Here is a 12,991-nt window from a genome sequence, read left to right as displayed (position 1 = left end):
GCGCTAGCGCTTACCCGGCCTACGTTCGGGGTTTTGTAGGCCGGGTAAGGCGAAGCCGCCACCCGGCAAAAAAGCAGCTACTCCGCCTCCTCCTCCATCGGCCTTACGCCGACTTTGCGCACCGCGTTATCTTCTTTCTCCGCTACCGTCCAGATCATCCCGGCAAACTCCACCTGGTCACCGACGACCGGCGCAGCCCCTAATAATTGCTGAATAATCTCACCCAGGGTTTGCTGGTTATCGCGATTCTCCAGTCCACCTTCCAGGCCATAAATCAGCGCCACATCCGCAAAGCGGGCGCTGGCTTCGAGGATAAAATCGCCGAAGAAACGCTGATCCAGCGCCACCGGGGGCGACTGGCTGAACAGCTTGCCGAGGGCCGGCAGGTCGCGCTCGCGGCCAATCACGCAGAGGATATCGTTCTCACGCAGCCGCGTGCTGCCGGTCGGGTGAAGCAGGGCGTTATCCCGGAACAGGGCGGCAATGCGCGTTTCAGCGGGCATATGCAGATCGCGCAGGGACGCGCCCACGCACCACTTATCGGCGCTTAGCTGGTAGACAAACTGTTCCCAGGGATTCTCAGGGTGAATATCCAGCCCCACGCGGGAGACCGGCCAGCCAATGGGCGGTACCACCACTTTGGCTTTTTTCGCCGCCCAGCCCAGCGACGTCCCCTGGAACAGCAGCGACACCAGCACCACGAAGAAGGCGACGTTGAAAAACAGACGGGCGTTGTCCAGCCCGGCCATCATCGGGAACACGGCCAGAATAATCGGCACCGCGCCGCGCAGCCCCACCCAACTGATAAATATCCGCTCACGCAGGTTAAACCCGCGGAACGGCAGCAGCCCGGCAAACACCGACAGCGGACGGGCGAAGAAGATCATCCAGGCCGACAAAAGCAGCGCCGGTACGGCGATAGGCAGCAGGTCCGACGGCGTCACCAGCAGGCCCAGCACCAGGAACATGGCAATCTGCGCCAGCCAGGCCAGGCCGTCGAAGTTCTGCAAAATGGCGTGACGGTTGCGAATCGGTCGGTTGCCCAACAGGAAACCGCAAAGGTAAACCGCCAGAATACCGCTGCCGTCCAGCGCGGTGGTGACGGCAAAGATCAGGATCCCACCGCTCAGGGCCAGCAGCGGGTAAAGGCCGGAAGGCAGCGTAATACGGTTGATCGTCTGCTGTAACAGGTAACCGCCGCCGAGACCAATGATAATCCCGAGGCCAAACTGCTGGAGGATGTGCCAGGCGAACATCCAGCTCAGGCCGGTTTCGTGCTGCTGGATCATCTCAATCAGGGTGATGGTCAGGAACACCGCCATCGGATCGTTACTGCCGGATTCAATCTCAAGCGTGGAGCCAACGCGTTCGTTCAGCCCCTTGCCGCCGAGCAGTGAGAAAACCGCCGCCGCATCGGTAGAGCCGACAATCGCGCCAATCAGCAGGCCTTCCATTATATCGAGGTTAAACAGCCAGGCCGCCATCATGCCGGTCAGGCCGGAGGTGATCAGCACGCCGACGGTCGCCAGAGACAGCGCCGGGCCTAAGGCAACGCGAAACGAACTTGCCTGGGTGCGCATTCCGCCGTCCAGCAGAATCACCGCCAGCGCGAGGTTACTCACCATATAGGCGAAAGGGTAATTATCGAAGGGGATACCGCCGATACCGTCGATCCCGGCAAGCATGCCGATAGCCAGGAAAATGACAAGAATAGGTATGCCAAGACGCGATGAAAATGAACTTAATAAAATGCTAAAGGTTACCAGGATGGAACCCAGAATGAAGAGACTGATTATCGCTGTGGCACCCAATGTCGTCTTACTCCCACCTCAATGTGAACGCTGTTATTAAAACCCTAACATAATAACAACGTTAACTGCGTTTTATTGAGGGGGAATAACGGCTTTTTTATGCCTTTAAGACCGGATGACCGCTGATTGTTAACCGACTGCCTGAATTATCGTGTACAAGGTGCGCCTGGGCACCCAGCGGCAGGGTAACGGTTTGCTGCTCATGGCCGAAATCCAGACCGGCGATCACCGGGATATCCAGCCGGGAACGAATGAAATCAATCATCGTCTCCAGGGAATAGCCCGCATCGTAATCGTTGGGGGCTGAACCACTAAAACTGCCCAGCACAATGGCCGACTGCCGATCCAGGATCCCGGCGTGATACAGCTGCAACAGCATACGTTCGACGCGGAACGGGTGTTCGTTGATATCTTCCAGCACCAGTATGCCGTCCGTGATCTGCGGCAGCCACGGCGTTCCAATCAGCGACACCAGCATCGCGAGGTTGCCGCCCCACAGCTGTCCTTCACATTCCCAGTGCGGTCCATTGCCTTGCCACTCGATGGTGAACGTCGGGTTTTGCAGGGCGCGCCAGAAATGGTCCTGCGTAAACGCATCCAGCTCCGGCGCACCAAAGTTGCCGGCCAGCATCGGGCCGCTAAAGGTAATGACGTTATGCAACGCAAGCAGGCCGAGCTGGATCGCCGTGAAATCGCTGTGTCCGCAGATTAACAGCGGATCCTGCTGCTGGCGCGCGGCCAGCCCGGCCCAGTCGACGCTCTCCAGCAGCCGGCTTGCGCCATAGCCGCCGCGCACGGCCAGCACAATAGTGTTTTCACCTTCCAGCGTCGCCAGGTTGTTGATATCACTCAGTCTCTGCGCCTCGGTACCGGCAAAACGCTGCATGCGGCGGGGGATAATTGTCTGATTTTTTACCTGATGGCCCATTTCCAGCAGGCGCTGAACGCCCCGCTGTGCCGCCTCCTGGTTGATGCAGTAGCCTGACGGTGCGATGAGATGAAACTGAGGCATGGCAATTCCTTGCTGAATGAGAATCTAATTGTCTATATCATGCCGCTTATACGCCGCCTGCTTCAAGGGGCGACGTACCGCGATGACCGGCTATAAGGATAGATGACGTGAAATTGAGATGGTTTGCTTTTTTGATTGTGCTGCTCGCTGGCTGTAGTTCAAAACATGATTATCAAAATCCCCCCTGGAACCCTGAAGTGCCGGTAAAGCGGGCCATGCAGTGGATGCCGATCAGCGAACAAGCCGGGAAGGCCTGGGGCGTGAGCCCGCGTCTGATCACGGCGATCATTGCCGTGGAGTCCGGCGGCAACCCGACGCTGGTGAGTAAATCGAATGCGGTGGGGCTGATGCAGTTAAAAGCCTCGACGGCGGGAAGAGAGGTCTATCGCTACATGGGCTGGAAGGGACAGCCATCCACCAGCGAGCTGAAAAACCCGGAACGTAATATCTCTATGGGAACCGCTTACCTGAGCATTCTCGAGCATGGCATTCTGAAGGGGATTGACGATCCGGAAGTGATGCAATATGCGCTGGTGGTGTCGTACGTTAACGGAGCCGGCGCGCTGCTCCGAACCTTCTCATCCGATCGCAAAGAGGCGATAGAAGAGATTAACGATATGGATAAAGATGAATTCTTCGAGCACGTGGTGAAGAATCATCCGTCAGCACAGGCTCCACGTTATATCTGGAAAGTACAGAAAGCGATGGACGCCATGTAACGCCTTTGTCGGGCGGCAGTATGCTGCCCGACGCCTTTCAGCGCACTTTGTTCGCGCGTTCCCGCGCTTCACGCTCCAGTGAGAAGATGATGCGCTGTAGTTCGCGTTCGGCGCCTGGCCCGACATTCAGAAAGCGAAAGCTCAGTCGCGGCGTGGTAATGGTTTCGTTTTTGCTGTCCACCACCTTACGCTCGCTGATGGCAATCAGCTGGGCGTCAAACCAGAAGCGTCCCCATCCGCCCATATCCAGCTCAATCTGACTAAAACGCATGCCTTCCACCAGTCCTTCCGGCTTCGGCGTATCCATTAACGCGCCCATCCCGCCCAGTGACAGGTCGAAGAGACGAAAGCGGATCTCTTTTTTGTCCGGCATTTTTGCCTTACAGAAATAGGCCGGGTGAAGCGGGGCGCTGATGCGAAAAAACTCGCGGCGTTGCACGAACCAGAGGTTAGCGGGCAGGGGAGCGATAAACGCAGGCAAACCCTGGTACGCGATCGTGGTCAGGCGGGGCAGTATAAACTCGACTTTAGCCCCCTGCGTTTCGGCCATCACCGAGAGGTTTTCTGCCTGGAGCGCGGCACGGTTTTCTTCGCTCTGGCTACCCAGATCCACGATCAGGTGTTCTGCCGTCACGTCCAGGATCTTGCTGATAAACTGGCTGGTTGACCAGTTGATGCGCAGCGGCACCTCGCCCTTTTTCAGGTCGCGTAACACCCCTAATACAGCCAGCGGATTTTGTTTCAGGAACTGCTCACTGTAGCTACTCACGCCAGATGGCTCCTCGATAGATGACAGACTGTCTCTGGGTTATCGGCACGCTGGCATGAAACTTAATACAAACGATCTGTTTTTCTCCGCCGATATTGATTTGCTAATGGAAATGATAATAATTGGCGTTCCCAATACCATCTAATAACAAGACGACACTATGAGCACCTCACGTTTTGCGTTATGCGCGTTGGCAGGCGCCGTCACGCTGGCATTGCAAACACAGGCTTTTGCAGAAGAACCCACCATCGTGGTGACCGGTACAGAGCAGGGCAGCGCGCTCCCTGCCTGGACCAACAGCGCCACGAAATCAGCCGTCGCGGAAAGTAAAACGCCCCAGGTGATCAACACCATCGCCGCTAAAGAGATTGAGCAGCGGCACGCCAGTTCGGTAAACGAGATCCTGCGCTATGCGCCGGGCGTTTCCACGGAGGTGCGCGGGAGCACCTCTTACATGAGCGAGTACAAAATCCGCGGGTTCAACGTCGAGCAGGAGTTCTACAACGGCCTGCAACTTCCCTATAACGTCACCGGGAACACCAAAGCGCGAATCGATCCGCTGCTGATTGAGAGCGTCGATATCCTGAAGGGGCCGTCATCCGTGCTGTATGGCGGCGGCTCCCCGGGCGGGCTGGTCAATATTCAGAGTAAAAAGCCGCAGAAAGAGGCGAAAACAGAACTGGGCTTTAACACCGGAAACCGCAATCTGAAAGAGGGGTACCTGGACTCCACGGGGCAGATTGCGACCAGCGACTGGAACTATCGCCTGCTGGGTAAAGCGACAGAGAGTGACGAACAGGCGCACACCACGCGCTATGAAAACTATCTGGTGGCCCCCTCCGTGACCTGGCAGCCGGATGACAAAACGCGCCTGACCATTGACGCGCTGGCGCAAAATACGCCGAGCCTGACGCCGTCTGATCCGATGCCGCTTAGCTATCTGCGGTCTAAATACGCCGATCGTCGTGACTATGCCGGGGATGAGTGGAGCGGCTTTAAGCAGCGCCAGTGGATGCTGGGCTACAGCTTTGAGCACGAGTTTGACAGTGGCTGGGGCTTTAATCAGAAAGCGCGCTACTTTGACGTGGACACCCACCAGCGCAGCGCCTATTCAACCGGGACGGGCAGCGAGGTCTACCAGCTTAACCGCTTCGCCTATACCACGGATGAAGATTTACAGAGCTTCAACATTGATAACCAGGTCACCCGAACCGTCGCGCTGGGGGACTGGAAACATCATCTGCTGGCGGGCTTTGACTACCAGAAGCTGAACTCTCACTTCCATTATCGTTACGCCTCGTCCACACCGGGTATCGATATGCGTAATCCGGATCACTCGCAGATCGATAACGATGCGCTGGGGCTTGAAACCGCGCAGAAAAACCGTCTCAGCTATCAGCAGAATGGCTATTACCTCCAGGATCAGATTGCGTTTGGCGGGCTGAACGTGCTGGCCAGCCTGCGCTATGACGACTACCGTTCTGTCACCACCAACTATCTGCAAAACGGTGACAAAGCCTGGGTATCGCAGGATCGCCTCACCAAGCGACTGGGCGCGCTTTATGCCTTCGACAATGGTCTCTCGCCGTTTATCAGCTATTCGGAAGGGTTCGCCCCGGTATCGCCGCAGGGCACGCTGACCGCGAAAGACGTTAAGCCCACCACCAGCAAGCAGGTGGAGGGTGGGGTGAAATACCTGCTGGCGGAATACGCAACCACCTTCACCGCCTCGGTGTTTAACATTCGTCAGAAAAATGTGGTGACCAGCGATCCGGGCTTCCTCAACTATCGCCAGACCGGGGAAGTGGAATCGAAAGGTGCGGAGCTTTCCGCTATGAGTCGTCCAACGGATAACCTGACGCTGATTGCCAACTATGCCTACACCCACGCCATCAATACCGAAGATGACAAATACCAGGGCAAACGACCGACGCAGGTCCCTGAGAACGCCTTTAATCTGTGGGGAGATTACACCTTTGACAGCACACCGCTGAGAGGGTTAACGCTGGGGGCAGGGGCACGCTACACCGGGCCGATGGAGATCTCGCCAGCCAACGACGCAGGCAAGCTGGGCGGTACGACGCAGTACGATCTGGCGGCATCCTACCGCATGGGCGAGCTGGCGCCATCGCTGGAGGGGCTGACGCTGAAAGCGAGCGCGCAGAACGTCACCAACAAAGAGACGCTCACCTGCTATGACGCGACCAACTGCTGGATAGGCCGTGACCGCACGTTCCAGGTCGGGGCGAGTTACAGCTTCTGAAAAAAGCCCGGTGGCGCTTCGCTACCGGGCCAATCTATTGCACGGAACCATCCCCTCGCCCCACCGGGGAGAGGGGCAGGGTGAGGGGCGCTACTGCGCCGCCTGTTTCTCAGGTGCAACATCATCGTTTGCCGCAGGCTGATTCTCCGGTACGCTGTCGCACGGCTTCTCTTTCGGGCAGACCATGTCCAGCATCCTGAGCGTCACGCCGTTACTCCAGCCGAAACCGTCCTGCAACGGATACTCACCGCCGCCACCGCCGGTACCGGTCGAAGAGACATCGTACTTCTCAACCAGTTTCTTCTCGCGATCGTAGGTATGCTGAACGTTTTTCAGGAAACGCCAGGTTACGTCCATCGCCACTTTCTGCTGACCATAGTTCTGCAACCCTTCCACCGCTACCCACTGCAACGGCGCCCAGCCGTTCGGCGCATCCCACTGCTGCCCGCTGTTGATGGTGGTGGTAGAAATACCGCCCGGTTTCAGCAGGCGTGACGACGCGGCTGCGGCCACTTTATCGGCGCGATCCTGTGATGCGGCCTTCACATACAGCGGGAAGAGGGCTGCGGCCGTCAGCTGATTACGCACCTTCCCGGTTTTCAGATCGTAATCCGCATACCAGCCCTCTTTATCGTTCCACAGGTGGCTTTCCATGGCTTTCTGACGTGCGGAGGCCAGCGCGTCATATTTACTTGCACTGGCGTTATCGCCGTCTTCCTGACTGGCGCGGGCCAGCAGTTTTTCCATCTTAAACATCAGCGCATTCAGATCCACCGGCACGATGCTGGTGGTGCGGATGGTACCCAGCTTCTGTGGATCGTCCATCCAGCGGGAGCTGAAATCCCAGCCCGAGGCCGCGGCAGAGCGCAGATCGCGGTAAATCTCGGTGGCCGGACGGTTAGGGTTATTTTTGGCGGTGGTCACGTCATCCAGCCACGACTCAGGGCGCGGCGTGTCCCGATCGTCCCAGTAGCGGTTGAGGATCGAGCCGTCATCCAGCTTCACCACGCGTTTGTTCGCCTGACCAGGCTGGAGCCCATCAGCCCCCTCCATCCAGTAAGCGTACTCTTTCTCCATCTGCGGACGGTATTTCTTCAACGCGTCGCTGTCATGCGTGGCCAGCAATTCCACCATCAGCGAGAAGAAAGGCGGCTGAGAGCGGCTCAGGTAGTAGCTGCGGTTACCGTTAGGGATATGGCCCCAGGTATCAAGCTCGTAAGCGAAGTTGTCCACCATGTCGCCGATCTTATCCCAGTGGCCGCTCTCGGCCAGCCCCAGCATGGTGAAATAGCTGTCCCAGTAATAGACTTCGCGGAAGCGTCCTCCCGGCACGACATAGGGCTTTGGCAGGGGCAGGAGGGAATCCCATTTGTTCGCTTTGTCAGTGGTGCGGGTCAGTACAGGCCACAGATCGTCTATGTGTTCGCGCAGGCTCTGGCCTTCAGGGGGAAAGTATTTCTCACCTTCCTTCGGCAGGATAAAGTTCATCTCTACGAAGTGGCGCAGGTCAAAACCGGACTGGGTATGCTGCATCCGGTAATCCGCCAGGATGGTTAGCGGGTCGCTTTTGGGAACGGCATCCGCGAAGGTTTTCTGATCCGGGAACAGTTTGGCGCTCTGTACTTCATTAAAGAGGGGGCCAAGGAGAATATCAGGTGAGCTTTGCTGGCTCGTTGGCTGGTCTTCAGCATAACCAAATGCGGTAACACCGAGTAGGGCGCCTGCCAACGTAAGGTGTAACAAGCCAGGGCGTAGCATTCGAGTTTTTATCATCGGTTCATCTCCATTCGTCGCTGGGTAGCGTCACCGCTGTCGTCAATCACCTGAAAACCTTAGACGAATATTGCCCGCTTCGCGTGTTAGATATCCCATTTTGCGCATTACCAGACAATTTACCGCCGCGCCCGGACGTGAGAAGCGCGCCGAAAACTATTTACTCGGGGAATGTTTTTTGGGGAATGATTTTAATTAAATATCCTGTCAGGGCACACTATGAATATTGACCAGGCTTATGGGTTGCAACCTTTTTTAATTCTGTGAACGGGGTTGTGTTTCTTTATTACATTCCGCGAATAACTTTCCGTGAAGGTCACACAAAGTAAAAAACATAACCGACATAACAAAAAACATAATAGCCTGCCGAAAAACATTTAGACGAAATAGAGTGGCCCATCACTTCGGGTATTCACTTTTATTTCAGGATGGATTCTATGCAATTAAAAAAAATGGTTGTCCTCGTGGGGGCACTCTGTTCTGGCTCTCTTTTTGCGGCACAAAGCGCGACGAGCGTAGATGAAAAACTGGCGCAACTGGAGGCGCAAATCGAGGCGTTGAAACAACAGCAGGCGGCCAGTCAGCAGGCTGCTCCCGTGGTCGTCCAGTCAGAAGAGCCCGTCAATAAAGACGCACCACCGAAGCTGACGCTTTCGGGCTTTGGAGATATAAAATTTTATGGCGATGTGGAATTTAATATGGATGCTGCCAGCAAAACCGGCAGTCTGACTTCTGTTAAGCAAAATGCTAATAGCGACTGGGCGCCGGGAGATAAAGAACGGTGGGATATTAATGGTCGTATTTTGCTGGGGTTTGATGGTTATCGAAAAATGGATAACGGCCATTTTTCCGGATTTTCTGTACAACCACTGGGCGATTTGGCAGGGCAAATGTACCTTGATGATGCGGTATTTTTCTTTGGCGCAGAAAACGACTGGGAAATTAAAGTTGGACGTTTTGAAGCCTACGATATGTTCCCGCTCAACCAGGATACCTTTGTTGAATACTCAGGCAATACAGCGGACGATCTTTATAGCGACGGCTATGGTTACATTTATATGCTGAAAGAGGGGCGTGGCCGTACCGACAGCGGCGGTAACTTCCTGATGAGTAAAACGCTGGATAACTGGTATTTCGAGCTGAATACGCTGTTCAAAGACGGCAGCGATCTGTACGTCGACCAGCGCTACCATGGCGCGGAACTGGAAAATGATAAGAACGTCGCCTATGTCCGGCCAGTTATTTCGTGGCAGGACGGCCCGTTCTCAACGGCCGTCGCCATGGAAACCAATCTGGTCAACAATGCTTATGGCTATCGGGATGACGCGGGTCGTTGGGTCGATCAGTCTGACCGCACCGGTTACGGATTCACCATGACCTGGGATGGTCTGAAAGCCGATCCTGAGGATGGCATAGTCGTGAATCTCAACACAGCGTATCTTGACGCCGCAGACGAAACGGACTTCACCTCCGGCGTCAATGCCCTGTGGCGTAACGCTGAGCTGGGCTATATTTATGCGCATAACGAAATCGACGAATTTAACACTTCAACCTTTGACGCAGAGTGTGAGAATGATTGCTGGATCACCGATCCGGGTGAGTATGATATTCACACTGTCCATGCGTCGTACCTTATTCCCAACGTAATGAAGATGAAGAACTTTAACATTTACCTGGGCGCCTACGCTTCGTGGGTGAACGCGTCGCCGAAAAAGGGAAGCGATAAGAACGACGATCGTTATGGCGGTCGTGTGCGGTTTAAATATTATTTCTGAAGAGTGTCATGATGCCCCTCTGTTAGCAGGCAGAGGGGCCATTTTGCAGGCCGGGTATGCGCAAGCGTCACCCGGCAATACGATCGGCTACAACCCTTTCTTATCCATCAGCACCGCCAGATCCACCAGACGGTTCGAGAAGCCCCACTCGTTGTCATACCACGACAGGATCTTCACCATATTCCCGCCAATCACCAGCGTTGAAAGCCCGTCGATGATGGATGAGCGCGGGTCGCCCTGATAATCACGGGAGACCAGCGGTTCATCGCTGTAGCCCAGGATGCCTTTCAGCGGCCCGCTGGCGGCAGCCTGACGGAACGCGTCATTCACCTCTTCGGCGGTCACGTTGCGGCTCAGCGTCACCGTCAGATCGACAATCGACACCACCGGAACCGGCACGCGCAGAGAATACCCGGTGAGTTTACCGTCAAGCTCGGGGATCACTTTCCCGAGCGCTTTTGCCGCGCCGCTGGAGTAAGGCACAATGGATAATGCTGCCGCGCGCGCGCCGCGCAGATCTTTTTCCGGCTGGTCATGCAGCGCCTGGCTGTTGGTGTAGGCATGCGTGGTGTTCATCAGCCCGTGCTCAATGCCAAACTGCTGGTGCAGCACCTGCGCCGCTGGCGCCAGACCATTAGTGGTGCAACTCCCGTTGCTGACCACAAAATGCTGGGCCGGATCGTACAGCGTGTGGTTCACACCCATCACCACCGTCAGATCATCATTTTTAGCCGGGGCGGAAATAATGACTCGTTTTGCGCCGCCGCTCGTGATATGCACCGCCGCTTTTTCACGTTCGGTGAAGAAGCCGGTTGCTTCAATTACCACCTCAACGCCTGCGTCTTTCCACGCAATGTTTGCCGGGTCGCGTTCACTGAATACGGTGATGCGTTGCCCGTCAACCTGTAGCGCGCCGTCCGCCGCTTCCACAGGCACCGGCAGCGTGCCGAGCAGAGAGTCATATTTCAGCAGATGGGCGAGGGTTTTACTGTCCGTCAGATCGTTAATGGCCACAATCTGGAGATCCGGGTTGCCCAGCGCCGCGCGCAGGACATTACGTCCGATACGGCCGAAACCGTTAATACCGACCTTAACCATGATGCACTCCTTATCTGTGTTGTCTGGAGTTACTGTAGGCGTCAGGTCAGATGGCGTAAATGACAAAAAAGGATCATATTACGCCATTCTGCGGCAGTGGAAGCGCTGGCGGTATTCGCCCGGCGTGAGATGAAGCTGCTTTTCAAAAACGCGGCGCAGGTTGATGCTGGTACCAAACCCGCTTTTTTCGGCAATGACCTCAAGCGGAGCCTGGGTCTGCTCCAGAAGCTGTCGGGCGGCGGCCAGGCGCGCTTCGGTGACATAACGGGCCGGAGGCACGCCCACGTCACGCGTGAACACGCGGGTGAAATTGCGCGGGCTCATGGCGACCCGTTCGGCCAGCCTTTCGACGCACAAATCTGCGGTGAGGTTTTGCAGGATCCAGCTTTGCAGTTCGCTGACCGGTCCGCTCGCACCGGACTGCTCCAGATTATAGCGGCTGAACTGTAGCTGGCCGCCAGGCCGACGCAGGTACATCACCATATCCTGCGCCACGTTGCGGGCGAGGGTGAAGCCGTAATCATCCTCCACCAGCGCCAGCGTCAGGTCAAACCCGGAGCTGACGCCGCCCGACGTCCAGACGGGGCCATCCTGAACATAGAGCGGGCCGCCCTCAACGTTGACCGCAGGATAGCGGGTTTTCAGGGTTTCCAGCAGCCGCCAGTGGGTCGTTGCCCGGCGCCCGTCGAGCAGTCCGGCCTGTGCCAGCAGCAGGGCCCCGCCGCAGACAGAGGCGACGCGGCGCGCATGCGGCGCGGCCAGGTGCAGCCAGTCCACCACGGCGGTGCTCTCCAGCTCATTCATGCCGCGGCCGGTAATGATGATCGTGTCCAGCGGCTCGCGCGGATCAAGCTCCGGCAGGCGATAGTCCGCCAGCAGGTTCAAGCCGGACTGGCCGTGGATCACCAGATGAGGCTGGGTGGTGGCGATAATGATGCGGTAGCGGGGCTGCGCAAGGCCGTCCGGGTGCAGCCGGTTGGCCTGCATCAGAATGTCGGCGATACCGGCGGCCTCAAACAACATGCCACCATCAGGAACGATAATCAGGATCTTCTTCATGTCCTGAAAAGTACCTTTATCACAAAATAAGTCAAGCGGAAGGCGAACATTGTAGAAGAGACAAATGAGGCGTGCCGGGTGAAAGAGTAGAACGGCAGATGTTGGGAAGAAGTAAAAGAAATATGTAGTAACGGTAAAACTTCTTGCGTGAGGTTCACTGTCAGCGCCGCTGAACCCCCCAGTTTATGGGCTGCAAGGGAGCGCGCTGAACGATGAGAGAGCAAAAAGATGTAGCCGGGCTTAATTGTTTAGGTGCAAAAAATAACCCCAAAGGGGAATTTTGCTCAGGTTATTTCGGATCGCGAAATTAAATTTCTGCCATTTTCTTAGCCGCCATTTGTTTATGCGGGACGCTCGTGCACAATAAAAGTTATCTTCTGAATGCAACAATGAAAATATCCCAGATATATCCCGCAGCGCACAGAAAAAATGAAATTCTACTAATTATGGTAGTGGAGATAATAAGGGGTTACGTTAATGATAGTGGTTCTCTTTTTCCTGTTTAGCCATTAATTTTCATAGAGTTATGCTCGAAATCTGTCTAAGAAAAAGACGATTTTACCTAAGTGCGCATTTTTTATGAGATTAATCCTATAATGCATTGGGCGTATCATTAAACGCCATTAAGCAGGTGGGAAATATTGAATTGATGACAAGCTCATGTAAACTTGTCTACCGTTTGTCAAAATATGTCAGGAGCATGCTGGGCCCA

9 protein-coding genes are annotated in these 12,991 nt (G+C 55.7%); 3 read left to right on the top strand and 6 right to left on the bottom strand.

Annotated features, from left to right (window positions below; genetic code table 11):
* Positions 1–77: 77 nt before the first annotated feature.
* Positions 78–1,811, bottom strand: coding sequence for a potassium/proton antiporter (locus SK50_RS15150; RefSeq protein WP_017693270.1), 1,734 nt, complete (start codon positions 1,809–1,811; stop codon positions 78–80).
* A gap of 97 nt (positions 1,812–1,908) precedes the next feature.
* Positions 1,909–2,823, bottom strand: a complete 915-nt coding sequence (gene ldcA / locus SK50_RS15145; protein WP_015570320.1) for a muramoyltetrapeptide carboxypeptidase — start codon at positions 2,821–2,823, stop codon at positions 1,909–1,911.
* A 107-nt stretch (positions 2,824–2,930) separates the two neighbouring features.
* On the opposite strand from ldcA, the gene emtA reads away from it, so the two are divergent.
* Complete coding sequence (gene emtA / locus SK50_RS15140) at positions 2,931–3,542, top strand: membrane-bound lytic murein transglycosylase EmtA (protein WP_017384310.1); 612 nt, start codon at positions 2,931–2,933, stop codon at positions 3,540–3,542.
* 37 nt (positions 3,543–3,579) lie between these two features.
* Here the strand turns inward: emtA and SK50_RS15135 are convergent, their stop codons facing one another.
* A complete protein-coding gene (locus SK50_RS15135) occupies positions 3,580–4,311 on the bottom strand; it encodes a flagellar brake protein YcgR (RefSeq protein ID WP_017384309.1) in 732 nt (243 codons plus the stop codon).
* A gap of 160 nt (positions 4,312–4,471) precedes the next feature.
* Between SK50_RS15135 and SK50_RS15130 the strand changes: the two genes are divergently transcribed.
* Positions 4,472–6,574 (top strand): TonB-dependent siderophore receptor, encoded by a 2,103-nt coding sequence (locus SK50_RS15130; RefSeq protein WP_017693271.1) that lies wholly within the window; start codon positions 4,472–4,474, stop codon positions 6,572–6,574.
* A gap of 90 nt (positions 6,575–6,664) precedes the next feature.
* On the opposite strand, the gene SK50_RS15125 is transcribed toward SK50_RS15130, so the two are convergent.
* Entirely contained in the window at positions 6,665–8,347 is a 1,683-nt protein-coding gene (locus SK50_RS15125; RefSeq protein WP_017693272.1) for an alpha,alpha-trehalase, read from the bottom strand.
* A gap of 437 nt (positions 8,348–8,784) precedes the next feature.
* Between SK50_RS15125 and SK50_RS15120 the strand changes: the two genes are divergently transcribed.
* A complete protein-coding gene (locus SK50_RS15120; protein WP_017693273.1) occupies positions 8,785–10,122 on the top strand; it encodes a carbohydrate porin in 1,338 nt (445 codons plus the stop codon).
* An 87-nt stretch (positions 10,123–10,209) separates the two neighbouring features.
* On the opposite strand, the gene gap is transcribed toward SK50_RS15120, so the two are convergent.
* Positions 10,210–11,220: a type I glyceraldehyde-3-phosphate dehydrogenase gene (gene gap, locus SK50_RS15115; protein WP_015570325.1), complete on the bottom strand. Its 1,011-nt coding sequence runs from the start codon at positions 11,218–11,220 to the stop codon at positions 10,210–10,212.
* A gap of 78 nt (positions 11,221–11,298) precedes the next feature.
* Positions 11,299–12,279: a GlxA family transcriptional regulator gene (locus SK50_RS15110; RefSeq protein ID WP_017693274.1), complete on the bottom strand. Its 981-nt coding sequence runs from the start codon at positions 12,277–12,279 to the stop codon at positions 11,299–11,301.
* Positions 12,280–12,991 lie beyond the last annotated feature (712 nt).

The organism is Enterobacter sp. BWH64 (assembly GCF_001037645.1).
Classification (GTDB): Bacteria; Pseudomonadota; Gammaproteobacteria; order Enterobacterales; family Enterobacteriaceae; genus Enterobacter; species Enterobacter hormaechei_C.
This window is presented reverse-complemented; position numbering and strand designations above follow the sequence as displayed.

Bases quoted from the DNA above. Each gene is read 5' to 3' on its own strand.
- ldcA (WP_015570320.1), bottom strand. From the start codon at position 2,823: ATGCCTCAGTTTCATCTCATCGCACCGTCAGGCTACTGCATCAACCAG.
- SK50_RS15130 (WP_017693271.1), top strand. From the start codon at position 4,472: ATGAGCACCTCACGTTTTGCGTTATGCGCGTTGGCAGGCGCCGTCACG.
- SK50_RS15125 (WP_017693272.1), bottom strand. From the start codon at position 8,347: ATGATAAAAACTCGAATGCTACGCCCTGGCTTGTTACACCTTACGTTG.
- SK50_RS15120 (WP_017693273.1), top strand. From the start codon at position 8,785: ATGCAATTAAAAAAAATGGTTGTCCTCGTGGGGGCACTCTGTTCTGGC.
- gap (WP_015570325.1), bottom strand. From the start codon at position 11,220: ATGGTTAAGGTCGGTATTAACGGTTTCGGCCGTATCGGACGTAATGTC.
- SK50_RS15110 (WP_017693274.1), bottom strand. From the start codon at position 12,279: ATGAAGAAGATCCTGATTATCGTTCCTGATGGTGGCATGTTGTTTGAG.